The organism is Pseudomonas sp. MONT-RG-20F-20-E-7-02 (assembly GCF_022662395.1).
Classification (GTDB): Bacteria; Pseudomonadota; Gammaproteobacteria; order Pseudomonadales; family Pseudomonadaceae; genus Aquipseudomonas.
In genome coordinates this window covers 290397-316085 of sequence record NZ_JAKNQN010000006.1, presented here as the reverse complement: position 1 = coordinate 316085, position 25689 = coordinate 290397, and the positions used below count along the sequence as shown (strand labels likewise).

17 protein-coding genes and 1 pseudogene are annotated in these 25689 nt (G+C 51.6%); 12 read left to right on the top strand and 6 right to left on the bottom strand.

The window, feature by feature from the left end; translation table 11 throughout:
• The first annotated feature begins 32 nt into the window (after nucleotides 1–32).
• Both guaA and L8I05_RS19275 read left to right on the top strand, forming a co-directional pair.
• The gene (guaA, locus tag L8I05_RS19280; protein ID WP_015885725.1) at nucleotides 33–1610 is read left to right on the top strand and encodes a glutamine-hydrolyzing GMP synthase; all 1578 of its coding nucleotides are present in this window, start codon (nucleotides 33–35) and stop codon (nucleotides 1608–1610) included.
• A gap of 308 nt (nucleotides 1611–1918) precedes the next feature.
• Nucleotides 1919–3127 carry a site-specific integrase gene (locus L8I05_RS19275; RefSeq protein ID WP_242171179.1) on the top strand — a complete coding sequence of 403 codons (1209 nt, stop codon included), beginning with the start codon at nucleotides 1919–1921 and terminating at the stop codon, nucleotides 3125–3127.
• A gap of 69 nt (nucleotides 3128–3196) precedes the next feature.
• Here the strand turns inward: L8I05_RS19275 and L8I05_RS19270 are convergent, their stop codons facing one another.
• Complete coding sequence (locus tag L8I05_RS19270) at nucleotides 3197–4168, bottom strand: hypothetical protein (RefSeq protein ID WP_242171021.1); 972 nt, start codon at nucleotides 4166–4168, stop codon at nucleotides 3197–3199.
• Between the two features lie 83 nt (nucleotides 4169–4251).
• Here L8I05_RS19270 and L8I05_RS19265 point away from each other — a divergent pair, with 83 nt between their 5' ends.
• The 4 genes from L8I05_RS19265 to L8I05_RS19250 all read left to right on the top strand — a co-directional run bounded on the left by L8I05_RS19265 (nucleotide 4252) and on the right by L8I05_RS19250 (nucleotide 8422).
• The gene (locus L8I05_RS19265; protein WP_103363074.1) at nucleotides 4252–4473 is read left to right on the top strand and encodes an AlpA family phage regulatory protein; all 222 of its coding nucleotides are present in this window, start codon (nucleotides 4252–4254) and stop codon (nucleotides 4471–4473) included.
• Between the two features lie 114 nt (nucleotides 4474–4587).
• Nucleotides 4588–5901, top strand: a complete 1314-nt coding sequence (locus L8I05_RS19260) for a replication protein (protein WP_242264498.1) — start codon at nucleotides 4588–4590, stop codon at nucleotides 5899–5901.
• 434 nt (nucleotides 5902–6335) lie between these two features.
• The gene (locus L8I05_RS19255) at nucleotides 6336–6488 is read left to right on the top strand and encodes a hypothetical protein (RefSeq protein ID WP_242171014.1); all 153 of its coding nucleotides are present in this window, start codon (nucleotides 6336–6338) and stop codon (nucleotides 6486–6488) included.
• A gap of 305 nt (nucleotides 6489–6793) precedes the next feature.
• Entirely contained in the window at nucleotides 6794–8422 is a 1629-nt protein-coding gene (locus tag L8I05_RS19250; RefSeq protein ID WP_242171012.1) for a hypothetical protein, read from the top strand.
• Nucleotides 8423–8873: 451 nt separating this feature from the next.
• On the opposite strand, the gene L8I05_RS19245 is transcribed toward L8I05_RS19250, so the two are convergent.
• The 4 genes from L8I05_RS19245 to trbJ are packed head-to-tail and all read right to left on the bottom strand — an operon-like array spanning nucleotide 8874 to nucleotide 11840.
• A complete protein-coding gene (locus tag L8I05_RS19245) occupies nucleotides 8874–9194 on the bottom strand; it encodes a hypothetical protein (protein WP_242171010.1) in 321 nt (106 codons plus the stop codon).
• A 2-nt stretch (nucleotides 9195–9196) separates the two neighbouring features.
• On the bottom strand, nucleotides 9197–10807 hold the full coding sequence (trbL, locus tag L8I05_RS19240) for a P-type conjugative transfer protein TrbL (RefSeq protein ID WP_242171008.1): 1611 nt from the start codon (nucleotides 10805–10807) through the stop codon (nucleotides 9197–9199).
• Nucleotides 10808–10809: 2 nt separating this feature from the next.
• Complete coding sequence (locus L8I05_RS19235) at nucleotides 10810–10995, bottom strand: hypothetical protein (RefSeq protein ID WP_242171006.1); 186 nt, start codon at nucleotides 10993–10995, stop codon at nucleotides 10810–10812.
• Between the two features lie 2 nt (nucleotides 10996–10997).
• Nucleotides 10998–11840 (bottom strand): P-type conjugative transfer protein TrbJ, encoded by an 843-nt coding sequence (gene trbJ, locus L8I05_RS19230; protein WP_242171003.1) that lies wholly within the window; start codon nucleotides 11838–11840, stop codon nucleotides 10998–11000.
• Nucleotides 11841–13153: 1313 nt separating this feature from the next.
• Between trbJ and L8I05_RS19225 the strand changes: the two genes are divergently transcribed.
• From L8I05_RS19225 to L8I05_RS19215, 3 genes and pseudogenes are all read left to right on the top strand, one after another.
• Nucleotides 13154–13906, top strand: a complete 753-nt coding sequence (locus L8I05_RS19225; protein ID WP_242171002.1) for a DUF2971 domain-containing protein — start codon at nucleotides 13154–13156, stop codon at nucleotides 13904–13906.
• Between the two features lie 204 nt (nucleotides 13907–14110).
• Nucleotides 14111–19444, top strand: coding sequence for a reverse transcriptase domain-containing protein (locus tag L8I05_RS19220; protein ID WP_242170998.1), 5334 nt, complete (start codon nucleotides 14111–14113; stop codon nucleotides 19442–19444).
• A gap of 223 nt (nucleotides 19445–19667) precedes the next feature.
• Nucleotides 19668–19820 (top strand): annotated as a pseudogene (locus L8I05_RS19215) (transcriptional regulator); the annotation flags it as partial.
• Between the two features lie 335 nt (nucleotides 19821–20155).
• On the opposite strand, the gene treR reads toward L8I05_RS19215, so the two are convergent.
• A complete protein-coding gene (gene treR, locus L8I05_RS19210; RefSeq protein ID WP_242170995.1) occupies nucleotides 20156–20860 on the bottom strand; it encodes a trehalose operon repressor in 705 nt (234 codons plus the stop codon).
• 252 nt (nucleotides 20861–21112) lie between these two features.
• On the opposite strand from treR, the gene treP reads away from it, so the two are divergent.
• The 3 genes from treP (at nucleotide 21113) to L8I05_RS19195 (ending at nucleotide 25628) form a co-directional block, all read left to right on the top strand.
• Nucleotides 21113–22555, top strand: coding sequence for a PTS system trehalose-specific EIIBC component (treP, locus tag L8I05_RS19205; RefSeq protein WP_242170993.1), 1443 nt, complete (start codon nucleotides 21113–21115; stop codon nucleotides 22553–22555).
• Nucleotides 22556–22674: 119 nt separating this feature from the next.
• Entirely contained in the window at nucleotides 22675–24321 is a 1647-nt protein-coding gene (treC, locus tag L8I05_RS19200; protein WP_242170991.1) for an alpha,alpha-phosphotrehalase, read from the top strand.
• Between the two features lie 86 nt (nucleotides 24322–24407).
• The gene (locus tag L8I05_RS19195) at nucleotides 24408–25628 is read left to right on the top strand and encodes a carbohydrate porin (protein WP_159959641.1); all 1221 of its coding nucleotides are present in this window, start codon (nucleotides 24408–24410) and stop codon (nucleotides 25626–25628) included.
• Nucleotides 25629–25689: the final 61 nt, after the last annotated feature.

The window sequence follows — 25689 nt, the reverse complement described above, 5'->3', positions numbered from 1 at the left end:
CTTCACCGAATTGCATAGACGAGACTGACCCCATGGCCCTCGACATTCACGCCCACCGCATCCTGATCCTCGACTTCGGTTCCCAGTACACCCAACTGATCGCCCGCCGCGTGCGTGAAATCGGCGTGTACTGCGAACTGCACCCGTTCGACATGGATGACGAAGCGATTCGCGAATTCGCCCCTAAAGGCGTCATCCTCGCCGGCGGCCCCGAGTCCGTGCACGAAGCCAACAGCCCGCGCTGCCCGCAAGCCGTATTCGACCTGGGCGTGCCCGTCTTCGGTATCTGCTACGGCATGCAGACCATGGCCGAGCAACTGGGCGGCAAGGTTGAAGGTTCCGAGCTGCGTGAATTCGGTTACGCCCGTGTCGACGTAGTCGGCAAGAGCCGCCTGCTGGACGGTATCGAAGACCACATCGACGCCGATGGCCTGTTCGGCCTCGACGTGTGGATGAGCCACGGTGACAAGGTCACCAAGATGCCGGAAGACTTCCACATCCTGGCCAGCACCCCGAGCTGCCCGATCGCCGGCATGTTCAGCGACGAGCGTCGTTACTACGGCGTACAGTTCCACCCGGAAGTGACCCACACCAAACAAGGTGGCCGCATCCTGTCGCGCTTCATCCTCGACATCTGTGAGTGTGAAGCCCTGTGGACCCCGTCGAAAATCGCTGAAGACGCCATCGCCCAGGTTCGCGCCCAGGTCGGCACCGACAACGTGCTGCTTGGCCTGTCCGGCGGCGTTGACTCCTCGGTCGTTGCCGCGCTGCTGCACAAAGCCATCGGCGACCAGCTGACCTGCGTGTTCGTCGACAACGGCCTGCTGCGCCTGCACGAAGGTGAGCAAGTGATGGCCATGTTTGCCGAGAACATGGGCGTCAAGGTGATCCGTGCCAACGCCGAGGACCAGTTCCTCAACAACCTGGCCGGCGAGTCCGACCCAGAGAAGAAGCGCAAGATCATCGGCCGCACCTTCATCGACGTATTCGATGCCCAGTCCAACAAACTGGACAACATCAAGTACCTCGCCCAGGGCACCATCTACCCGGACGTGATCGAGTCGGCCGGCGCCAAGAGCGGCAAGGCCCACGTGATCAAGTCCCACCACAACGTGGGTGGCCTGCCTGAGGAAATGAACCTCAAGCTGGTAGAACCGCTGCGCGAACTGTTCAAGGACGAAGTCCGCCGCCTGGGCCTGGAACTCGGCCTGCCGTACGACATGGTCTACCGCCACCCATTCCCAGGCCCGGGCCTGGGCGTGCGGATCCTCGGTGAAGTGAAGAAGGAATACGCCGACCTGCTGCGTCGCGCCGACCACATCTTCATCGAAGAACTGCGCAAGGCCGACTGGTATCACAAAGTCAGCCAGGCCTTCGTGGTGTTCCAGCCGGTTAAATCGGTGGGCGTTGTAGGCGATGGCCGTCGTTACGCGTGGGTTGTTGCGCTGCGTGCCGTAGAGACTATCGACTTCATGACCGCGCGTTGGGCGCACCTGCCTTACGAACTGCTGGAGACTGTCAGCGGCCGTATCATCAATGAGATCGAAGGTATTTCGCGCGTGACGTATGACGTGTCGAGCAAGCCGCCGGCGACGATTGAGTGGGAATGATCCGACGTCCGGCATTGTCCGGCACGATCTAGCAAGAAATGCCCTGAAGCCCGCGTAATTTCGGGCTTTTGGCTTTTTGGGTCTGGCAAATTCTGGCAGCTTTGTGCATCGCCAAGCACCGTGTTTATATGGCATGGTACGGGGCATTGACTGAGCCAAATGCCATGCTTGGTGCTCGATACCATGTCGCCTTAGTAGGGAAGGACATGGTATCAAGTCTCATCATAAGCCCGGTTTCATTGGGTTTTTCCGTGATGGATGAGTGCTTCTCTGAGCATGGTATTTTTTCCATGGAATCCGTGACTGCCATGCTGACCGATACCAAACTGCGTAACCTCAAACCGAAAGAAAAGCTCTACAAGGTGAACGACCGCGACGGGCTGTATGTGGCCGTCACTGCTGCCGGTTCCATCTCATTTCGCTACAACTACTCAGTCAACGGCCGTCAGGAGACCATCACGTTCGGTCGTTATGGCGTGGGTGGCATCACACTTGCGGAAGCCAGAGAGCGCCTGGGCGAGGCTAAAAAAATGGTTTCGGCGGGTAAGTCACCTGCCAAGGAGAAAGCCCGTGCCAAGGCACGCACCAAAGGGGCAGAGACGTTTGATGCGTGGGCTGAGAAATGGCTGCGTGGGTATCAGATGGCTGATTCGACTCGTGACATGCGCCGATCTGTTTACGAGCGGGAGCTCAAGCCGCAATTCGGTAATCAGAAACTGGTGGAAATCAATCATGAGGACCTGCGAACGCTGACTGATGCAATCGTGGAGCGTGGAGCTCCAGCGACGGCCGTGCACTCCCGCGAGATTGTGATGCAGGTGTTTCGATGGGCGATTGAGCGTGGTCAGAAGGTCGAGAACCCGGCTGATCTGGTGCGTCCTGCAAGCATCGCTAAATTCGAGCCACGTGACCGCGCTTTAGGGCCTGACGAAATCGCGTTGATGTATCAGTACCTGGACCGCATCGGCACCGCCTCCTCCGTGAGGGTGGCCGCTAAGCTGTTGTTGCTGACCATGGTGCGCAAAAGTGAGCTGACCAATGCCACCTGGAGCGAAATCAATTTCACCGAAGCCCTGTGGACCATTCCGAAAGAGCGGATGAAGCGCCGCAACCCCCATTTGGTGTTCTTATCTCAGCAGGCTTTGGATTTCTTCATTGCGCTAAAGACATTCGCCGGTGGTTCAGATTACGTCTTTCCCTCCCGGTACGATTCTGATTTGCCAATGAGCACCGCGACGATCAATCAGGTGCTGACGCTGACCTATCGGCTTGCGCAGAAAGAAGGACAGCCGCTGAGCAAGTTCGGACCGCATGATTTGAGGCGCACAGCAAGCACGCTGCTGCATGAGGCGGGTTACAACTCAGACTGGATTGAGAAGTGCCTTGCGCACGAGCAGAAGGGGGTACGGGCCGTTTACAACAAGGCTGAATACCGCGATCAGCGTCGGGCGATGTTGCAGGATTGGGCGGATATGATTGACGAATGGACGCTAAAAAAACCACGTGCGAAGGTTTGATTTAAGAGTCCGGTTCGGCCGCGTGAACCTCTATTGATTGTGTATTTGGGTTGACACTAAAAAGAGCCACTAACCGGATCGTTGTGGCTGACTCAACCAAAATATCTCTGGGATTGAGGCAATTGCTTTGGATACCGCTTGGCGTTCGATACCCAGCCTGCGCGCAATCGCTGATTGATTGAAACCAAGCCGTTGGAGCATGAGTATCTGTTTTTTTCTATCAGATAATCTTGAGTCCACCATGAGCCGCGCTAGGTCCCGTAACTCTGCTTCCTCTGCTAGCGTTAGCGTTTGGCCAAGCATGTAGTTGTGTATGTAGCTGTCAACCAACTCGTCACCTGATTTCGCTTGCGGGGTGCCTCGCGAGGCGCATTGTCGGCTGAGCCTAATTAGTTCGAGGTCAAACTGCGCTACAGACCGTTTTGCTTTCCTGTACTCGGGATTCCAATCGTCATCCGGCAACTTAGGGCGATGAGCCGCGCAGTACAGGTTGCTTAAGCGTAGTTTTTCATCGATGCCGCGTTGGCCTTCGTCTTTGACGGATTCAGCGAACGAGGCCAGCTCCGCAAGCGAGCCGCAAAATCTACAAAAAACTTTTAAGCGTTGGCCATTTAAGCCGCGAACATTTCTGTTCGCCGGTTGCTTGCGCTTGCATGCCCATACCAGCTCGATGAGCGTTTCGAGTGTGGCGATAAATTGCTGGTCTCTCTTGGACTGCTGATCTTCTGTTAGAACAAAAGCTCGCAGCAATCGGCGCTGTACGCGGACCATTGCTTCAGCACCGACCAATCGCATGATCTCACTGAATGCTACGCCGGTACCGGCTCCTGGCACGTGCCCCAAATAGCGCGACGGGAGTGTTGTCGTGTACGTAGCTACAACGGGGTCGATGAGTTCTTCTACCAGTCGAGCGATAGGGTAGCGCTTGGATGCTGCAGAGTACGGCTCCCAGCAATCCCGAAACCGTCGAATGGCATCTGCGACGGTTGGGTCGCATCCCTTCCAAATGGCGATGGTTGATCTATTTTTCATGTCAACCATTTTAGCCAATCATCTCGTCGAAGCAAGCGGCACGTCCGGGCACGATCAGGCACACATCCAATGTAACTGATTGAGGCAAGGGTATGCAGGTATCAACGAACAGAACGCTTATCGATAAAAAGACGCTACTAGCGATGATCCCGCTGTGTGAGCGGACGATCTACAACTTTGAAATCAAAGGTAAGTTCCCGCGTCGCATTGCGATCAGCAGTCGCAAAGTAGTATGGGATTTGGCTGAGGTCGAAGATTGGATTGACGCATGTAAGGACTCCGGCCCTGCGCCCAGGCCCGGAATTGGAGTCTGAGCGGTGCAGATCGGGCCCGACGCAGGGCCCATGTCGCAGCAGCATGCTAGAACGGCTTGCGGTCGCCACCAATGTCCACAGCTTGCGCTATTCAGTTCTCAGGACGAGGCGCAGATGTACCACGACAGCAACAGGAGCGGGTTTTTCTCGCTGTTGGTTGACGTACGTGGCGAAAAACGCCAGTCCTCCCACCGGTTAGCGGACATGCCCGCCATTCTCAATTTGGTGGATAAAAACCGCGACACATGGATGTCTCAGGCAGAGTTCATCCGGCCCAACCGGCGGGTCGTGAACCTTGCCCGGTTGGGGCTGTTGTTCACCGATCTTGACACTTACCGCATACCTTCTCTCGCCGGTCGCACGCCTGACCAACTGGCGATGTCGGTGCTGTATTTCTGCACTGAAGAAGGATTACCGGCACCGTCCGTACTGATCTACAGCGGCCGGGGTATCCAGGCGAAATGGCTACTCGACGGTACTATCCCGCGTCAGGCATTGCCACGCTGGAATGCGTGCCAACGCTACCTAGTGGATCGCCTCGCACATGTCGGGGCCGATCCGATGGCCAAAGACGCAAGCCGCGTTTTGCGAACCATCCAGACAGTCAACAGCAAGAGTGGCGAAGTCTGTCGCGTTGTTCACGTCACGAACGACACCGATGGCCAGCCCGTCCGCTACAACTTCGAGTATATGGCCGAGGCCCTGCTACCAACTTCCCGTTGGACAATCGAGCAACAGCGGCAGGATCAGGCCGAGCGGGTCAAACGCAAGCTTAAGCCCTTCCTTTTGGTGCCCGGCGGTAAAGCTGACAATCTCCGCGGATTCTCCGGCCGCCAGCTTGCTTGGGATCGGCTCGAAGACCTCCGCAAGCTCGCCTACCTGCGCGGCGGTGTCAACGAAGGCAGCCGGATGCAACACCTGTTTTGGCGCTTGAACTTCCTGCTACTGTCGGGCGCGACCAACAGCAAACAGATGTACCACGAAGCCTCGGCGCTGGCCCGCGAGCTAGATCCGCAATGGAATAGCCGCTCCAAAGAGCTGATGACCCTGTTCAGCAAGGCTAAGGCCTATGAGTCCGGGGAAAGGGTCAGTTTCGGCGGCAAGGACTACGCGCCGCTCTACACTCCCAAGAATGACACCCTTATCAACCTGTTCAGGATCACCGCAGACGAGCAACGGCAGCTCAAGACGATCATCAGTGTGCGGGTGGCCCAGGAGCGTGATAGAAAGCGCCACGAGGTTCGTAGGCGCGCCGCTGGGGCGGTCGATAGAGAAACTTTCTTAGAGGCGGCCGAGAGCCGCCGTGCGCAAGCACGAATGCTGCGAGCTGAGGGATTAAGTATCCGTGCTATTGCAGCCCTCATGGCAGTAAGCAAGACGGCGGTAGGACGCTATCTCAGTGATTGTGTGAGCGTCCCATGTCCGTGAATTTTACGAACGGCAAAGCATCTGCATTTTTGCCAATACCCCTTTAGCGTTGCCCTACGGGGAAGGGGTCTAGTCCTGAGGGACGGTCACAGGTGTCCCAGGTCCGTCCGTATTACTAATGGCGAAGCCTCCGCGCTTTTGACGTCCGTCCGTTCGCGCTGATCCAAGGGGTTGAGGTTTGGCAATGGAGGTATCAGCAGGTGTCATAGGTCCGTGCGTATTACTAATCTCTAAAGCGGGAGCTCGATGAGTCAGATTGATTAATGCGTAGCAGCGGATGCTACCCGCGAAAAGTCGCGCCAGAATGTGCTATTGGTAGCAAAGGCAGTCGTTCGAACTGGCATCAAAGGGCGCTTATGCGAATGACATGCGACATGTTTTTGGGCGCCACGATGCTGCGCGCAAATAATCAACAATAGAGGAACGGTCTTCGGTTGAACGAGATCGTTATAGGCGCGACATGGCAGGAAAACGGCAACATTACATTCCCAGATTCCTACAGCGAGGTTTTCTCGCTGAGCAAACCGGCGAAGCTGAGCGGACGTGGCTGCATCGGCGAGGTACCGCAGCACGACTGGTCGGTATAAAAGATGTCGGAGTCGGCGAGTTCTTCTACTCGAAGCTAGGGCCTGCAGACGAAGAAAGACTAGACGATCTCATTACATCGATTGAGTGGGATATCCACACCAGTCTCCAAGAGCTCCAACGTGCTCCCCGAGGGCCTATCGCCGACTCACGAATTCCTGCCCGCGTTACGACGCACCTTACGTTAAGGACGGCGCATGTACGCTCGACCTTCCTTCAAGGCGCTGAGCAATTGTTAGATCAGTTGTCCGTAATAATCTCTGACTCGGATCAACTGCGTAAATTGATGGGGATAGATAGTGTGGGCATGAGTCTGCCCCTGTCTGCAATCGAGGAAGAATTGAATTCGTCTCCCCTTGGAGAATTATTTCCGCGTCCTTTCGCCAAGAGAGCTCTAGCCTTCTCGCTACGCGAGTCGTTCAACGAGTTCTACTCATTTCAAATGCCAGTGGTCGCCGACGCTTTCACAAAACTTATAAATGCGCTTCCCGCTATGACCCGGGACGGTCATAACAAGGCATTGAGAATATCCCAAGAGAGTAAATGGGAGGCGGATCTAGCGCAGCTGTCATGGCGAACGTACAGTGTTGAGGGGGCTATTCTTCCAGACTGCATTGCTTTGGCGCAGAGCGGCTCTGACTCGATAACCGCTCTAACTTTGAGAGAAGAAAAAATACCTAACATCATAATTTTGCCCATCGCTCACGATCTTTTACTTGTGGGATCCAAGGAAGAAATAAAAGAAATTAATATCGAAAAAATCAACGCCGCAAGCGCTGCTTGCAGCGACAGCTTCTTTATTGCCCGCAACTCCTACAACTCTACCGATTTTGCCAGCCTGATCGGTCAGCGCTGCTCCCTATCAATAAAAAAAGTTGTCGCAGAGGCGATATCTGAAGTTAGACAACGTGACTCCTCGCAGTCAATCGCAAGGACTGGGATGGATCCCGTTGTCTCAGCCAATCACAGCAGTAGCTTTAGCTTCTCTCTAACGTGCCAAGGGTTTGCCGATTCCGAAACTGCGACCAAACTTGGTAACGTTATGCGGGGTATAGCCAAGGAAATGAGCCGGGATTTACCACTCTCAAATCTAGATGGTATTACGTTCGCGGCAGACTACGCGGCAGCTCTTGAGAGCCTAGATAGGGGAGATCCAGCGCTCCTCGCGGACAGGACCCGCCCTCGAAATTATGGTCAAGCCATAGCCAAATGCGTTCATGTTATCCGCGACGGGAAGCGTAAAGAGCATATTGTGCTCAGCGCAGTTGTTGCAAGAGCGCTATTTGATACGGAAGATGAAAACAACGCTTGGGCTCTACACGTCGTTGTGGGGATGCTCGCAAATGTCGCACACAGCGCGCTTTACGAGCAGGGTCTTCCTAGCATGTCAGATATCCAATTTGACATCGTCTCAGGGCGCCTGCATGTAGCCTCTTCTTCCTGTCCTGGCATGTATTTTTCGGCGAAAACTAGCGCTTTTGCCGATAACGGTGCCGGTGAGCGATTTGCCACTTTATTTTTGGATAGCCTGTCCTCAGCACAACAAGCGATCCAATGCGCGAAGCAGACATACCTTGTTGATCTAGCAATGGACCAATTGCTAGACGTAGCCCTTACGCATATATCTTCAGTACTCGATCATGCAGCCGAATGGCTTGGGCACCGGGATGGGCTTCCATCGCAAGAGTCGTTCCCCGGATCCTCGCTTCCAGAAAACTTGAAAAACCAGGGTCTTCGCGATTGGATTGAGCTTTTTGGGCGCGATTTACGACGGCTCTATGATGCAGATGACCAGTTCACAATCGAGAGCATCCTTGCGCTTTCACAACATGTTGAGCGTCTCTTGTGGACGGTGGGCATGTTTCCATGGCCGACTGAGGAGGGTGATTTATATGTGTCATTGGCCCCTGTCACATGTACAGGTCGTCAGCTGTAAACGTCGGGTGAGTACACAATCGAATGTGATTTTCTGGTCATAGCTAATGCGAAAAGAGTAGTCGCTCCATGCTTTTACTCAGCAGGGAGCAACTTTTATGGTGAAATATCTTGATCACACCGTAAGGTAGGTGGGACAGCGCGGCCTTTGTCGACGGAGCGCGTATTCCAACGAATCTGGTTTTTGGTCTTGATAGCGGTGATAACGCGGGTACTGCTTGATGGACATCCATACAATTTGGCCTGCTGCTGTTAGACACCAAAAGGGAGAGCGGTGGGAGAGCAGTCATCCGGCTCTTGCGATTGCATGAAGCATCGTAGGAGGCAGTAAGCTTATAATTTTCTCTAGCTGTTGAAATTCGTCTTGGAGCAAATGCATATCTGAGGCGGTTTTAGGTTACGGCAAACAAATCCTGCACTTGAGCAGCATTATCTCTGAAACCGTGTAGTAATCAGCGTTTATCAGATTTCTGCTGCTGCTGTGCTTGCTGCACGCTTCGAATGGACAACAAAACTTGCCGGTTCAAGTTCGCGTTAGTCTTGCTGCCCAGCAAAGGTAGGCGATTTACAGCCTCTGCCCCGACAAACATGCGATATGAAGCGGACAGTGCGAGCGGGCTAACGCGAAGCTGCAACGCCGTGTACTGCCGATCCAGCTTGTCCAGCTGCGGCCCGTAACCTTTGCTTCGCAGCCACCGGCCGAGTGCCCACATGCCAACGGCGAACGTAAAGGCGAATACTACGAATCCAGCGAGCATCAGAAAGCCCATCATGATTATTTCTCCGTTTTTTCGTTGTTGGAGGCCGTACCCGGCACACTCAGCGAGGCTAGGCGACCAGTAGTAGGGCTTGCGTCTGAGGCTGGACGGATCACGTTGGAATCCCCCTGCTCGGAATCAGCGGCTAACTCTCCGCCGCTGTTTGGAGCGGCCGAATTGGCCTCGCTATTTGAAGGTGGGGTTGATCCAGCACCAAGGGATAGGCCGTGCGCATTCTCCATGCCCGGTACAGCCATTGAAGCCATCACCCCGAGCACCTTCGCACCTCCATTCGCCGCTTTAGATAGGGAATTTTCCGACACTTCAGTACCCCTTTTGGGTGTCTCTTGTTGTTTGTCTTTGTCGCCGTTGTCTTGCACTACCTTTCCAGCCTGCTTGGCGGCCTGCTGCACGCCGCTGTTAAGTGGCTGGGCAGGGCTGGGCGTCGCTTTAGTTGTACCGCCACCCACGCTCGACCCTGCTGATGTAGAGACTTTGATGGCTGCACCGCCACCATTGCTGGCACCCACTCCATAGGACGCGGCGTTGCCCATTGAGGCCGATGCACCGATACCGGAGTTTGCCGCACCGGCAAAGCTGGAGTTGATAGAGCCAGCCAATCCTCCGCTACCAGCCGCCCCTGCGGCACTTGCACCACCACTGGCAGCGCCAAGCGCCCCAGCGGCAGCGGGCGCAGCGGCACCGGCCGTGGCGATGGTGGCGACTGCGGCAGCAGCACCGGCAGCGCCAGCCGCTGCCATTCCACCGATGGCCGAACCTCCACCCATTGACGTGCCGCTGATCATCCCGCCAATCAGTTCGGGAATAGTCTTGGTCAGGTAGGCGCATACCAAAGCCAAACCTGCCAATGTCATCAGAGATGCTTCGTCATTGGTATAAGCGGCTAACCAGGACTTAGCCGACGTGACAATAATTCCTACGATCAATGTTAAGACGAACAGCTTGGCACCCACTGCAACAACGAAGCGGAGTGGTGCAATTGCAAAATCGCGAGTCCATTGCGAACTACCGAAACCGAAGAACAGTACGGAGGCATTAATGATGACGTACGACTCTACAAGCGTCACAAACATAAATGCCGCGATAAAGGCGAAGCACAGTAAAACCAAGCAGCCAACAAGCGCGATAAGAATTGCTTTACCCGGAGAAAAAAGTGAAATGCCTTCCACGATGGTGCGTGAGAAGTTGACAGCCACCGCGAACATATCACCGGGCTGAAGCGCACGGCCCAAGCCGCTAGCCGTGCCCGCAGCCTCTCGGAAACTGTCCACTACGGCTGTCGCCCATGGCACGGAATGTTCGATGACTGCGTAGAAAAAGCCAATGGTCATGAAGAAGCGGATCAGCTCTCCGACAATTTCGCCTAAGTCAGCTTGTCTCATCACTAAAGGCATGAACGTCCAAACCAATTGGATGAGAGCGAGAGATGCCAGTAATTTGAGTGCATAACCCTGTAGCCGTGGTGACCATTCGCTTGCGGCTTGATAGAGCATCCGCAAAAGCCCGTTCATTTCATTGCTTTGAGTTACATCTCCTGCTGCCATCGCGCTACCGGCCGAAAGCAAAAGTACTGCAATAATCAGTGCTACAAATGCTGAGCGTTGCATAGTTAGAAATCCTCAGACTGGCCCCAGTTGTTTTTCCGTGCTTCAAAGTTCTTATCCGTGTCTGATTGCATCGACCGCTCAACAGCCACGCAATCGGTGCGGATAGAAACAATGAATCCAGATAGAGCAGAGCCTCCAAGAGCAGAGGCGATGCATAACCCAACGATCAGATTTTTAGATATGAACATGGTTAGAAATCCTCGGAAGGCCCCCAGTTATTTTTACGGGCCTCAAACTTTTGCTCGGCGGCTTCGCTAGCAGCCTTCCGGTCGCCCTGCTGAGCCATATAGTTACCTTGCATGGTTATTTGCGTGGCCAGTAGATCGCGCAGCTTTTGCAACTGCTGAACGTTCTGAGAGGCTATCTCGTTGCCTACCTGAATGGCCTGCATCCGGCCTACGGCCGACTGTGAGCGAGCCACCATGTGATCGAGCTGGGTATCCTCAGACTCGAAAGTGCTGGTGTTGAGGTTCGCCGCCTCAAGCGCCATTTTCACGCTGTCGCGGTTTTGCTCTGACCACTTCTGATAGCGCTCGCCCGACGGTACTTCTGCCGAGTTTGCAGCTTGATTCAGGTAGGATTGAAAGCCGGGAAAAGCCGTATTGAACTGCGAGTCCATGTTATGGATCTGGCGGCCTAGAGACTGCGAGCGGGTGTAGATGTTGGCCACTTTTTTGAGATCGGCCGCGACGCTGCCGAACATTGAGCTAGGCAAGCCGGTGCCTTGAGTGACCATGTTCTGATACTGCTGAATTTGCGTCTGTAACGTCTCGGCGGTGTTCAAGGCGGTATTAACGGCCTCGACGTACTCGAACATCTGCTGATAGAACGTCGAGCAGTTCGAGCAATAGATGGCGTTAGCCGGGGGTGGAGCGATGTACATGGCCAATCCGAAAAAGACCGATACGGCAATTTTGGCACCATAGGCCGCCTGACGACGGAGTTTCCAAGCAGGAGAAATGGTCGTTTCGCGCAGGGGAATTGTTGCCAGCGGCGTTTTGGCGATAATGGACGTTGTGATTTTTTGGTGCATTTCCCGGCCTCTATCAGTCACTTGGGTCAGTGCCTGATCGTGCCCGGACATGCCGGTTGCATCGATGGAATGATTGGCTAATTAGGTTGACATAGGGAAGATCAATTCGTGGCGATTATTTGTTCAATCCGACCTGTTCGGAATGTACCGAATATTGGGCTTCTACTTCCAGTAGGTACTTCGGGCCGCTTGAAAGATGTGCAGCGAAAAGGCTAAACCGTTAGAAGGCTATATAAGATCATCACGGTTGTTGCCGCTACTTGGGTCATGCCGGAACCCAGGTCGGGGCTTCGACATAGGGGCTGGTACCGTTGGGGTGCCGGACTGCATTTGTTCTGGCACCGGCGCTACCGGAGTTGTTATTTCGTCAGGAATTGTGGGCTGCTGGGCGCCACGTTTGGTCGGCTTGCGGATGTACTTTCCTACGTACCGAGCGAACTGGCTGTAGCTCAGCCCCGTGTTATCTCCGCCGTGGTTCTCATAAACGACCGTCACCGGCCACCCGGCTTGAATGAGACCCCGAAACTCATCGAGGCGCGCTAAAAACGCCACTCGCCCCGCGCCAGTAAGCCCTTCTTTTGGTGTCCTCATCATCAAACCTCCGCTTAAGCATGATTACGCAAGTATGCGCAAAAAATTGTCTACTTACCATGCGTAATCTAGCTCAAAGATGCGCAGATATGCGTAGGTATGCTAGATATGAACCGTTCGCAAAAATACGCATGTATTTGCGTCGAATCGGACGGCAAGATGTGTGTTGTAGGCCTACGCTGCTCCGCAGCTAGGGCCTCCACCACCTACCCTTACTCGCCTGCGGCTCGACGGATCTTGCTCCGCGACGCGCGCATTCGCTGCCGCGTCTGAGAGCCAAAACACAGCGACCACAGAAGCGCCCCTGATGGGCGAAAAAAGACACGCTAAAGCAGCAAGCCTATCGAGTGTTGGTTTGCTGAGGAAGGTGTCGAACACCGAGCGCGGCTAAGAGGGCGGGGGGGATGGGCTACTTTCGACCCTCCGGTTTGACGATGCCTATGCGGCCGATTGTTAACCTGACTGCCGCGGCCGATTTGAAAAGCAAAAATCGAATCTTGCGGGAGAGGGACGGGTGCGAATGTTACCTTCTACCCGGACCGAAATTCGCTTTGGCGTTGATTGAGTTTTTGTGCAAAAGGCAGAAAACGCCAAGAGTAGACGCCGGAGTGGTCTAGGATATTAGGGTGGCAATGTCGAGCCGATCTGTATGGGAGGCTGAAATTGAGTCAGGTGCATATTGCGCAGCTGGAAAATACAAAAATCAGGGTAAGGAAGCAGGTATGGCCACTCATGAAAGACTGAGAAACGAATGGATCTCAGCAGGCTATAAATCAGATATGGGCAGCGCGATAGCCTGCAGTCCGCCCGCCGATCCCTCGGCAATTCGCCTGTACAACCTCACTAGTGTCCGCCACGCACTTAGCAACATACAACTTCGGCGTATTAAAGTTTCTAGGCTTGCCGATCTGAATGATCCCTTCGAGCTACTTGCAGCTAACTTTAAAGAACACAAAACCCGCCAGGTTGTTAGGAACTGGAAAGATAAGAGCCATTCGCTGATGGGCCTACTGTGTTTTGCCGGTGACTGGTCAGAACCTGTGATGTGGAGCCATTATGCTGAGAAACACACAGGAATCTGTTTGGGATTCGACGTCAGTCGTGACACCGTTCAGCAGGTTAGCTACCAAGATAATCGGATCCGCGCCGCTCTGACATCAACATCAACTCCTCACGACTTGAGTGAGGAGTTGCAGCAAGAGTTACTGCGTACCAAGTCCGCAGGATGGAGGTATGAGGAAGAGTACCGCCGCTTCGTGAATCTGAATGAGGCGTCTGCTGAAGAACTTCTTCATTTCTGGTCTTTCAATGAGGATATTAAACTGGTAGAGGTCATCTTGGGCGCACTGTGCGAAGAACCTATCGAATCGGTAAGGCTTAAAGTTAAACAGAATTTTCCCAGCGCCATCGTATTTAGGTCTAGGTTAGCGTTCCAGTCATTTAAGATCGTGCCTGACGCACGTACGGTTCTATAACTATGCTCGGCTCAGCTATTGGCTTTAATCAAAATCAATATTTAACTGAATTTTTCGGAGTTTAAAAGTGACTGAGTTGCTGCCAGTTAAGTTGCTAAGTGCTAATGTCATTAGATTCGTTTTTTCTCTGCTGGTAGCAATATAACTCTATTGAGTCGAGGAACGTAAACAAACGTTTTTCATGAATTTTTTGTGAGGTCGATTATGCTAAACGAGCTAGCCAAGTTGCTCCATGGTTTCTTAGCTACAGATCAAAGCTATCATGCACAGCAACAATCCGACGGAACTTATAGAAAAAGAGCAGGCGCAATTACCTCAAAACTATTAGAGAAAAATATAAAAGATGGTGCTTCGCTTGCAATTTATCAGAAAAACACTGATTTAACTATCAAGTGGATATGCTTCGACTTTGATATATTGAAGTCTAACTTGAATGATGAAAATCGATCAGCCGCTCAAGCCGAACTTGAACGGAGCGTTGATGTTTTTTGTCAGTCACTAGACTCTCTTGGTGTTCCCTACCTGCTTGAGTTTTCTGGTAATAGAGGATTTCACATATGGATCACGTTCAGGGAAAAAATAAGCTATCGCACTGGATTCGAAATTGAACAAGCCCTATTAGATGCTGCTGAACTAAGTTTTAATAAAGATCTAATAGCTATAGATCTTTTTCCGAGCACACCCACGCCAACCGATGGGGTTGGCATGGGTGTCAAATCGCCTTTGTCTAAGCATACGAAGTCTAAGCAATATGCAACTTTATTGGGTTCTCCGAATGATATGCCGTCGCTTGCAAGGTTCACAGAGCTGGATGATGAGATAGTTAGAAAAAACCTACAAATACTATTAGCTCATAAAAGCACAAGTAAGTCGGAAATTGAAAACTCAATGGGGGTTTTTTTTGAAACGGCACATGACGAGGAGTTTCATCCCGCAAGGATTAAATCTATAAAAGTTCAGAACAATGGCTTCTCGCTGTGTGAGTTACTTTCGCATTGGGAAGCCTACGCGCCGCTGAACGCACTCGGTAGAAAAATAGAAGAAAACGCAAAACTTAATCATGAGGAGAGAAAGCTGTTGGTCGGTCTTCTCTGTAACATTCAAGCTAAAAATATAATAAATGCTGGGTCGTGTATTTTGCATGAGATTTTTAGCAAGGCTGAGAATTATGACTCGGATGTAACCAACCGCGCATTAAAAAAGCTTTCTTCATTTAACTTCCCCTCGCAAGAGCAAATAGAGAGAGCAACAAAGGTTAGCTTCAGTACCACTCTTTCAGTTGGTGAATTATTAACCGCCTGTATACCGAAATTTGTTCAGTATGAAGATGCTACATTTGAAATATCGAGGGCTGATATAGAGATTACCAAAGCGGCTGAGCTAAGCTATCTTTTTCTGAATGACGAGGCTCAGTCAAAAAACATAATTAATGAACTTGCTTCTGATGACAATGATAGGTTGTACAATCTGGTTTGCGATGTAATAAGTAATCCTAGGGCGGCTGGGTTTTATAAGCACTTAAGAAATGAAAAAAATAAAATAAGATTACTGGTCACGTTGAAGGCGCCTGAGAGGATAGCTACTTCGTGTATTCTTAAGCAACTCATATATTTTTTAAACTTCCAGCCGAGTATTAACTCTCATGGCTATAGACCTAATAAGGGATTTAGTGGAGGGTATATATTTCAACCATGGCTGTACCTTTGGATAAAGTTTGTATCTAACATAAGCGAGGCTATCGAAGATGCAGGCAACCAGGAATGCTACATCGTTAAAACTGATATCAAAAGCTTTTACGATATGATTCCGCATGACAATCTAAAAAGGATGCTTCTTGGAGGAACAAACTCACGGATAGAAGCTAAATCTAGTGCATTATCCGAGTCGTCTAAAGCTTCTTATAAAGCACATATTGATACTCTTTTTGATATAACAGAAAAAACCGTTGATTCTAAAATAGGGTTGCCTCAAGGCCCGGCTTATGCGAGATATCTTGCTGAGATATATCTTGATAACCTCGATCAGTTATTCGATACAAAAATTCAAAAAGAAGAGTTATATCTGTATCAACGTTATGTCGATGATATTTTTTTCATTGCACCTAACGAGGAGGCGGCGAAAAGTGTACTCAACGAATTGCGAACAGAGCTTAGCCTTCTAGGCTTGGAAATTAACAACGAAAAAACAGTAGTAACACAGATAAAAAACTTTTCTGAGGACTTCGATAGCTATCGCTCGCAATCAAAGTACGCAGTTGACAAAGTTTCGAAAAACTATGCTGACTCAACCGATACGCAAAAAAATCTAGCCATTACTGAGTTTATGAATCTTGTTCAATCAGATAGTTGTGATAATGATCTGGCGTTTATATTTTCTCATTTGGCTGGAGTGCCGCAGCTAGATACATGGAAAAGGGAAAAGGTTGAGCCTACTTTAAAAGAAGGAATTGGTAGAGGCAGCTTGTATAAGCACTTATTCAATTTCGTCTTGGATTCACAGGAAAACTGGGCTGAACTTTATAAGGTAGCACGGTTTGATGAACTTCAATCAGAGGTGTTAACCGCTTGCATCATTACTGTACTAGAGTCCAGTAAATCGGTTGCCGAGCCCCTAAAGCGCTTAATCGTAGACCTGGAAAGTAAGCTTTCACCTAGTGAGCTAACCAACGAAAATCTAGCGTACCTTGCTATAGTATTCGGTGCTGACATTGATATTAAGAATATATCTCCAAATGTTATAATAAATAGTCTTAAAGCAATGCAGAGTGTAAGTCTTCTTAGTGTTACAACTCCGCTTGTTAATCAGATAAATACATCTCTTAATGATATAAAGTCACTGCCAGATTTTGTTGAGGCGATGTATCCTCTCTGTGCTAGTACCAAAATAAGTCGTGCTGATCTTAATAACTTAGCTATTACTTTTTACGCTAAGCTTTCGACTGATGAAAGTAACGGAAAACTATCGACTACAGTTTCGCCAGAAATCGATTCTCCCTCAATCGCTTCGAAATATTACTATTTGCTTTGTCTGTTCTCCATTTCTAGCAAAAACAAATCACCTGAGCTTTTAGCAAGTGCCTGGAAGTACTGTGCGCATGTTTTTAATAGTTGTGATGCGGAAATTACACATAAGTCTCCTGACTGGTTCAGCAAGATAGTCGATATTGAGTATAGCGAAGAAAAAGCTCTCCTAATAATTTCTGCGATTATAGATGGAAATATATTTCGCGGGCTTGATGATAAAAGGAAGGTGTTTGAAAAGTTTCATAATTTGCTATTGATTTACATAACTTTTCAAGATGGAAGTCTGAAGAGTGCCAACGTCGAAAAAGCACTTGAGGCAATAAAACATAAAGCAGTGTTTTATAAGTGGCTTATCGAGAAAGACGATACGCTGTTATTTCCCACGACCAATAAGTCATGGTTCGAGAAAAACATAATAGAGAACAGCTCGATTATGTTGAAAAAAGGCAATCTTGTCCTTTTTAGGAAGCCCACTGCCCACTTCCATCCGTCAAGTATGCCAGCAAGTGAACATAACGGTTACAGTGAAGTTATTGTTGAGTATAATTCATCGTCCTTAAATAATTTAGCAGGACTTCTTGCAGGCCAGAGTACATCGCAGAAATTGAAGCAATTGCTCAGTATCATAAGTTTCTGTAGCAGCGGAGACACGTACCCCAATATCTTTTGCCGTGATCGAATTTTAAGCAATAACACTTTGCTCCCTTTTAGTAACGAACTGATGAATTCAAGGGCGATAATATTTGAAGACAGAACTGAAAACGTTGAGCCTCTCGTTAATAATCAGAAAAACTTCATTCGAAGCTATTTTCGCTCTGAGCCAGATGATAAAAAAAGCTTACTTTCGATTAAAGAGAAATATATTGATAATCTTGATGACGACTTGGTTGTCGTGAATTTTATAAAATACTTCTCACTTCAGTTGGAAGAAATAAATGATATCGAAGATGACTTTCATTTTGATATTGCCGCAGCAGCTGCTCTATATTTATGTATGAAAGAAGCTGAACCGGTTAGGAGGATTGATAAATTTATAAATCAATATCATCGATGCAATCAGTCCACTGAAGATCGGCATATTTATGCGGTAGATCAAAACACAAAGCCCCGTGACAAAACCCCTATACAATTACTAGAAACGGTCGAGGCTTCCCTCAAAATCATACCCACTGAAGTGTCTCCATCTCTGTCGCTATATCTTCATAAAGATATTGAACAATACAGATATCGTTTGAGCAGGTTGGTTGAGTTTCATGACTCGGAGTTACCAGCTCTTGATATTGATAAGTTTGTACGTGTCTATCCAAGGATTTCGCCTTTAAATGAATCTTTAAATATAAATGGTAGGGACTATAAGTTCAAAAATATAAAGCTGATAAATATTACCACTAATGAGGTGGTTCCGTTTGAAGCTAGGCACACAGTCGCAATAAGCTCTTCGGAACATATTTATTTTTTTGAAGGCTCGCCAGATATTTACGTTGCATCAATCAATAGTTCAATCAGTAAGGTTTATGACTCTGTCGTAAAAAGAGCAGGGAAGACCACTTCTACTGGCATTACAATAAGAAGCTACCCGGCCTCGACTTTTGATGCGGCTGCTATTTCTTCGTTAAATAATTTTGACTCTGCAATTGATGTTATTTCGCAACATCGTGATGTTACTAGAATAGAGGCGCAGAAAAACCTAATAAAGTGGCTTGGAGCGCTACCGAAAAAGTTTCATCAGATGTTGATAACTTTGATATCTGCTCATGTAGTTATGCGAAAAGATGACATAGATGCTTTTTCAAGAAAAGTCGAGGGGTTGTTGCAAGATCAAGGTTCTAACCCGTTCCTTATAAAGCGTATTGGGGATTATAATGGAACACACAGAGTTCTATTTAAGTTTACGACTCTTGGAAGAGATGTTGACCGGCTATCGCCATTAAATATTTCTCCAGGTGCAAATCATGCCACTTTAGTTACTGATAATATAATTTCGGGTGCGCAAATAATTTCTTCGATGAGGTTTTATCTTCTAGGTGTTGAGACTAGGTCTGCTTCAAACAATTTTGAGGTGGCTAAACATCAGCAGGAAGAGTTGGTTAAACGCCTCAAAGGTCTAAGTGTTATAAATATCTGTACTATTTTATACACATCTGCTGGCGTGAAAAAAATAGAAGTCGAGTTAAAGAAGTTAATAGGTCCTCACCTATCAGTCAAATTAATCTGCGGGAAGGATATTGGCGACGATGCATTGTTTGGTTCTACTACCAGGATAGGCGAGCAAGACAAGAACCTAATTCGAGGTTTCTTGAGAGATCTTGGAGTTATGCAGGAGTTATTTGATCATCTCGATACGATTCGAGTATTCAAGCAAACGACACTTTCCGTCGAAGATGAAATAAATAATACCAATCTTGTGGCTAGGTATCAGTCTCTACCCAAAAAGTGTTTTAATTTTCTTAGAACAGGTCTTCGACATGAGACTAACTGTCATCCTCTCACACGTGTTCTAGAGATAAACGAGTAGGCATAACGACCCTCACAATATGAATAGAAGAGGAAAAAAAATGCGGCACTTTCTCTAGCCTATGATATTGCGGGTGTCGTCAAGCCGCCGCATAAACCAATTGGTCGGCGCGGATTCAGTTGACGAGTCCGTCGCTATGTGGGTGATGGCAAAGTCGAATTCCGCGCCTGTACGTTGTATCGCGTATCCTTGGAGCGTTCGTTCAGCAATGAGGATGCTACAAATGAAAAGTCGTAGTCACGATCAAGCTATGGCTGAGACGTTCTGCTCTGATCCGAACTATGTAGCCGAGCTGCTGGCTGAAATTGGTCGAGAGGGAGACTCTGGAGAGCTCGCCATCTTATTACGGCAAATAGCTGATGCATTTGGGCAAGACGCGGGACAAAGATTTTTCCGATTGGGAACCAAGACGACTGTCTATGTTACCAGTTATGGCATATTTCATGGCTTTAGAGGCTGCTCATATGCCAATCCATTGATATATAAAGACTTTTATAGGTTGTTTATAATAGAGTGGGAGTGATCCTGCGATAGCAGGTGAACGCTGAATAACAAAACCCCGGCCATGTGCCGGGGTTTTGTGTTTTGAAGTGCGATCAAAATGTGGGAGCGAGCTTGCCCGCGAAGGCGGTGTGTCAGTCAATAAATTTATTGGCTGATCTACCGTATTCGCGAGCAAGCCCGTTCCCACATTTGATCTCTGTTTGTCTTCTAGCGCCGCGCGATATCCGAAAAGTAAAACTTATCCAACGTATGCCGCGATTCGGTGTACTCGAACTGCCTTCCATCCTGCAAAAACGTCTGGTTGCTCACCACAATCACATGGCTCTGACCTTCGAGGTCCAGATGGGTCTGATCATCCTTGCTGCGCGGCAGTGCCTCGATGGTGCGTTGCGCGTAGCTGATCTGCAGCTGCAACGTCTGTTCGATAAACGCGTAGATCGACTGTTCGGCGATGTCGCGGTCCAGGCCTGGGATCAGGTCGGCGACGAAGTGGTTGATGTCGAGAATCACCCGTTTGCCGCCGATGCGCCGTACCCGTTTTATCCGCGTTATCACGGTGCCGGGTTCGGCTTCGACGTGTTGCAGCAGTGAACCTTCCAGTGGGAATTGGCTGAATTCGACGACTTCGGTGCGTACGTCATCGCCCAGGTCAGCGTGGGTTTCGTGGAAGCTGACGATGCCGCCCAGTTGGAACTCGATGGGGTTTGGCGACAACACAAAGGTGCCCTTGCCGTGGATTTTTTGTGCAAAGCCACGTTCCTGCAACTGCTCAATGGCCCGACGCACGGTGCCACGGCTGGCCTGGTAGGCGTCCATCAGTTCGGTTTCGGAGGGAAGGCGCGTGCCGCGTTGCAGGCGTTCAGTGGTGATGCTGGCAAGCAGATCCGTATAGATCTGGTTGTATTTGCTCATGGTTTGGCTCTATGCCCGACGTGATGAAGGTGAACGGCGCGTTCAAGGCAGGAACCTTAGTGGCAGAGGTGAGGTTTGTCCATTCGACCCCAGTGGAAGAAAAGGAAATGCCTGACTCAAAATTCAGAAATATAAACAATTTGTGACTCGTACAGACGAGTTGTTGATTTAACTCGTACAGACGAGTACTTTTGGCCTCGGCGTGCTGCCAATGACTGCCCCCAAATAAAAAAATCAAAGTGGAAACCAAGCATGAGCCACGACTATTCAGCTATTGCCCGCGAGATTCTCGAGAACCTCGGGGGCAGCGACAACCTTGAGCAAGCTGCCCACTGCGTGACCCGCCTGCGCCTGGCGCTCAAGGACCCGAGCCTGGTCAACAGCAGTGCGTTGAACCAGGTCGACCTGGTCAAGGGTTCGTTCTTCACCGGTGGCCTGTTCCAAGTGGTGATCGGCCCCGGCGAAGTGGAAAAGGTCTACGCCGCCTTGCGCGAACAGACCGGCCTTGCCGCCGCCACCATTGCCGACGTGAAGAAGAAGGGCGCCGACAAGACCAACGCCATGCAGCGTCTGGTGCGGGTGTTCTCCGACGTGTTCATGCCGATCCTGCCCGCGCTGATCATCGCCGGCCTGCTGATGGGCATAAACAACCTGATGGGCGCCAAGGGCATGTTCATCGAGGGCAAGACGCTGCTCGAGGCCTACCCGAACCTGGATGGCCTGTGGAGCCTGATCAACCTGATGGCCAACACTTCGTTTGTGTTCCTGCCGGCGCTGGTGGGTTGGTCGGCGGCCAAGCGGTTTGGCGGCAGCGAAATCCTCGGCATCGTGCTCGGCCTGATGCTGGTACACCCCGACCTGCTCAACGCCTGGAACTACGGCAAGGCCGTCGCCGGCCTCGACGGCCAGAGCCTGCCGTACTTCGATATCTTCGGCTGGTTCAAGATCGAGAAAGTCGGTTATCAGGGGCAGATCCTGCCGATCCTGATGGCGGCGTATGTGATGAGCGTCATCGAGAAATGGCTGCGGGCACGTGTGCCTAACGCGATCCAACTGCTGGTGGTGCCGATCACCACCATCGTCGTCACCGGCGTGCTGGCCCTGGCGGTCATCGGCCCGGTCACGCGTCACCTCGGTATCCTGATCACCGAAGGCGTGGTCACCCTGTTTGACCTGGCGCCGATGGTCGGCGGGGCGATATTCGGCCTGCTGTATGCGCCGCTGGTGATCACCGGCATGCACCATATGTTTCTTGCCGTCGACCTGCAGCTGATCTCCACCCAGGGCGGCACGTTTATCTGGCCGATGATCGTCATGTCCAACCTCGCACAGGGCAGTGCCGCACTGGGCGTGTTCTACATGACCCGTAATGCGCGGGACAAAAGCATGGCGTCGACCTCGGCGATTTCCGCTTACTTCGGCATCACTGAGCCGGCGATGTTCGGGGTGAACCTGCGCTTCAAGTTTCCGTTTTATGCCGCGCTGCTGGGCTCTGCGCTGGGCAGCATTTTCCTGTCGTTGAACAAGGTGACCGCCTCGGCCATCGGCGTCGGTGGTTTGCCGGCGTTTATCTCAATCCTGCCGCAGTACATCCCGGTTTTTGTGATCGGGATGGTCATCGCGATTGTGGTGCCGTTTGTTCTGACCTGTGCGTTGAGCATGAAAATTGTTCGGCCTGGATACCGGGTCGCCTGATCAATCGCTATCGCAGGCAAGCCAGCTCCCACACTTGAAATGCTTTCCCCTGTGGGAGCCGGGCTTGCCCGCGATGAGGCCCGCACGGCCAGTACACAATTTAATTGAAGGAACCCACCATGCAAAACTGGCAACACTCGGTGATCTACCAGATCTACCCTAAAAGCTTCCACAGCCACGCGGGTAACGCCACCGGTGACCTGCTTGGCATCGTGGACAAGCTCGATTACCTCAAATGGCTGGGCGTGGATTACCTGTGGATCACGCCGTTCCTGCGCTCGCCGCAGCGCGACAACGGCTACGACATCAGCGACTACTACGCCATCGACCCGAGCTACGGGACCATGGCCGACTGCGACCTGCTGATCAGCGAAGCGGGCAAACGCGGCATTAAGTTGATGCTCGACATTGTGGTCAACCACACCTCCATCGAACATGAGTGGTTCCAGCAAGCGCGCAGCAGCCTCGACAACCCGTACCGTGACTTCTACATCTGGCGCGACCAGCCGAACAACTGGGAATCCAAGTTCGGCGGCTCGGCCTGGGAATACGAAGCGCAAACCGGCCAGTACTTCCTGCACCTGTTCGACCACACCCAGGCCGACCTGAATTGGGACAACCCCAAGGTGCGCGCCGAGGTGTTCAAGCTGATGCGCTTTTGGCGCGACAAAGGCGTGGGCGGTTTCCGCCTGGACGTGATCAACCTGATCTCCAAGCCTGCCGATTTCCCCGAGGACAACACTGACGGTCGTCGCTTCTACACCGACGGCCCGAACGTGCACCAATACCTGCAGCAAATGCACCGCGAAGTCTTCGAAGGGCATGACCTGATCAACGTCGGCGAAATGTCGTCGACCAGCCTGGAGCACTGCATTCGCTACTCGAATCCGGCGTCGAAAGAGCTGTCGATGACCTTCAACTTTCATCACCTGAAAGTCGATTACCCGAACCTGCAGAAGTGGGTGAAAGCCGACTTCGACTTCCTGCAGCTCAAGCAGATTTTCTCTGACTGGCAACTGGGTATGCAGGCCGGTGGCGGCTGGAACGCGCTGTTCTGGTGTAACCACGACCAGCCGCGGGTGGTCTCGCGTTTCGGTGACGACGGCGAACACCGTGTGGTCTCGGCCAAGATGCTCGCCACCGCGCTGCACTTTCTCCAGGGCACGCCGTATGTGTACCAGGGCGAAGAGCTGGGCATGACCAACCCTGGCTTCAACAAGATCGAGCAGTACCGCGATGTCGAGACCTTGAACATCTTCCGGCTCAAGCGTGATGCCGGTGAGCCCGAGGCCTCGAGCATGGCGGCGATCATGCAGAAGTCGCGCGACAACGGTCGCACGCCGATGCAGTGGAGCCGCGAAGCCAATGCCGGCTTCAGCAGCGGCGAACCGTGGATCGGTATTCCGGCCAACGCGGCGCAGATCAACGTCGAAAGCCAATTGGATGACCCTGATTCGGTGCTGCATCACTACCGTGCGCTGATTGCGTTGCGTCGCCACGAGCCGCTGATCCAGGAGGGCGTTTATCGCCAACTGCTGCAAGACCATCGCCAGGTTTGGGCGTACCTGCGCGAAGGGCAGGGCGAGCGCTTGCTGGTGCTGAACAACTTCTATGGCACGCCCTGCGAAATCCAACTGCCCGAAGGCGTCATCAACGCGACGAGCGAGCAACGCCTGCTGATCAGCAACTACCCCGACTGCCCATTACGTACGGGCGCCGTGGTATTGCGCCCTTATGAATCTTTCGTCCTGCACCTCAAGGACTGAAACACTTCCCTTGCAGGCGTCGGCAAGCCGATTCCTACAAGGGGCGCGTCACGTAATAACAATAATAAAAATATTTGGAGTGCTTCATGAAAACAACAATAAAGCTGGGCCTCATTGCCTCATGTCTGACTGCACCTTTTGGCGCTCAGGCGCTGGAGTTTGCCGGTTACTTGCGCAGCGGCGCGGGCACTTCAACGGGCAGTGGCAAGCAGCAATGCTTCCAACTGCCGGGGGCGCAAACGAAGTACCGTTTGGGTAACGAATGCGAGCAATACGCCGAACTGGAATTGCGCCAGGACCTTCTGACCCTCGACGACGGCTCGGTGCTCAGCGTCGATGCGATGGCATCGCTTTATAACAAGTACGACCGCGCCCTGAAGTTCCAGGGCGAAGACAACGGCTCGGCGCGCATGCCGCAGATGTATGCGCAGTGGTCCAACCTGCCCAGCCTTAATGGCGGCTCGCTGTGGGCGGGTCGGCGTTACTACAAACGTAACGACATCCATATTTCCGACTTCTACTACTGGAACCAGAGCGCCACCGGCGGTGGTGTCGAGGACGTGAAAATCGGCGACCTCAAATACAGCTACGCCTTGTCGCGCAAGGACAACCTGTACCAGAAGGAATACGCCACCCGTCACGACTTCAACGTTGCGGGCTTCAAGACCAACCCCGGCGGTGAGCTGGAGTTCGGCCTGAGCTATATCGAAAAAGCTGGCGGCCGCGACGCCAACAGCGGGTGGGCGATCACGGCGCAGCATGTGCAAAAACCGTTTCTCGGCGGCAAAAACAAATTCGCCTTGCAGTACGGCGAAGGCCCCGGCACTGGCCTGGGCTACACCGGTAATACCGCCCTGGATAACAGCAGCAAAAGCTACCGCGCCGTGGAGTTTTTCGACTGGCAGGTCACCCCGCGTTTTGGCGGGCAGGTCGAGGCGGTGTACCAGAAAGACATTCGCCCAGGCAGCCAGGACCAGACCTGGATGTCCATCGGCGTGCGCCCGGCCTATGCCATCAGCGAGCAGTTCAAGCTGGTCACCGAACTTGGGCATGATCAAGTCGACGCTGCTGGCGGAACACGCAAGCTGAGCAAATTTACCTTCGCCCCGACCTGGTCGCCCAACGGCCCGGATTTCTGGGCGCGGCCGGAAGTGCGTTTGTACTACACCTACGCAACCTGGAACGAAGCGGCCAAACGCGCGGCGAATGAACTGGCGGCGGGCTCGGCGTTGTCCGACACCGGCGCCTACGGCACCGCGCGGCATGGGTCGAATGTGGGTGTGCAGGTCGAATACTGGTGGAAATAGCTCGGATTTAAGTGAACGAGCTGTATGTGGGAGCTGGCTTGCCTGCGATAGCAACACCTCG

What these genes read in the sequence shown, in the direction of transcription:
- L8I05_RS19225 (WP_242171002.1), top strand. Translation starts at nt 13,154, where the DNA reads ATGGCCACTCATGAAAGACTGAGAAACGAATGGATCTCAGCAGGCTAT.
- L8I05_RS19195 (WP_159959641.1), top strand. Translation starts at nt 24,408, where the DNA reads ATGAAAACAACAATAAAGCTGGGCCTCATTGCCTCATGTCTGACTGCA.
- L8I05_RS19265 (WP_103363074.1), top strand. Translation starts at nt 4,252, where the DNA reads ATGCAGGTATCAACGAACAGAACGCTTATCGATAAAAAGACGCTACTA.
- L8I05_RS19275 (WP_242171179.1), top strand. Translation starts at nt 1,919, where the DNA reads ATGCTGACCGATACCAAACTGCGTAACCTCAAACCGAAAGAAAAGCTC.
- trbJ (WP_242171003.1), bottom strand. Translation starts at nt 11,840, where the DNA reads ATGCACCAAAAAATCACAACGTCCATTATCGCCAAAACGCCGCTGGCA.
- treP (WP_242170993.1), top strand. Translation starts at nt 21,113, where the DNA reads ATGAGCCACGACTATTCAGCTATTGCCCGCGAGATTCTCGAGAACCTC.
- L8I05_RS19250 (WP_242171012.1), top strand. Translation starts at nt 6,794, where the DNA reads ATGAGTCTGCCCCTGTCTGCAATCGAGGAAGAATTGAATTCGTCTCCC.
- L8I05_RS19220 (WP_242170998.1), top strand. Translation starts at nt 14,111, where the DNA reads ATGCTAAACGAGCTAGCCAAGTTGCTCCATGGTTTCTTAGCTACAGAT.
- guaA (WP_015885725.1), top strand. Translation starts at nt 33, where the DNA reads ATGGCCCTCGACATTCACGCCCACCGCATCCTGATCCTCGACTTCGGT.
- L8I05_RS19270 (WP_242171021.1), bottom strand. Translation starts at nt 4,168, where the DNA reads ATGGTTGACATGAAAAATAGATCAACCATCGCCATTTGGAAGGGATGC.
- trbL (WP_242171008.1), bottom strand. Translation starts at nt 10,807, where the DNA reads ATGCAACGCTCAGCATTTGTAGCACTGATTATTGCAGTACTTTTGCTT.
- L8I05_RS19235 (WP_242171006.1), bottom strand. Translation starts at nt 10,995, where the DNA reads ATGTTCATATCTAAAAATCTGATCGTTGGGTTATGCATCGCCTCTGCT.
- treC (WP_242170991.1), top strand. Translation starts at nt 22,675, where the DNA reads ATGCAAAACTGGCAACACTCGGTGATCTACCAGATCTACCCTAAAAGC.
- L8I05_RS19245 (WP_242171010.1), bottom strand. Translation starts at nt 9,194, where the DNA reads ATGATGGGCTTTCTGATGCTCGCTGGATTCGTAGTATTCGCCTTTACG.
- L8I05_RS19260 (WP_242264498.1), top strand. Translation starts at nt 4,588, where the DNA reads ATGTACCACGACAGCAACAGGAGCGGGTTTTTCTCGCTGTTGGTTGAC.
- treR (WP_242170995.1), bottom strand. Translation starts at nt 20,860, where the DNA reads ATGAGCAAATACAACCAGATCTATACGGATCTGCTTGCCAGCATCACC.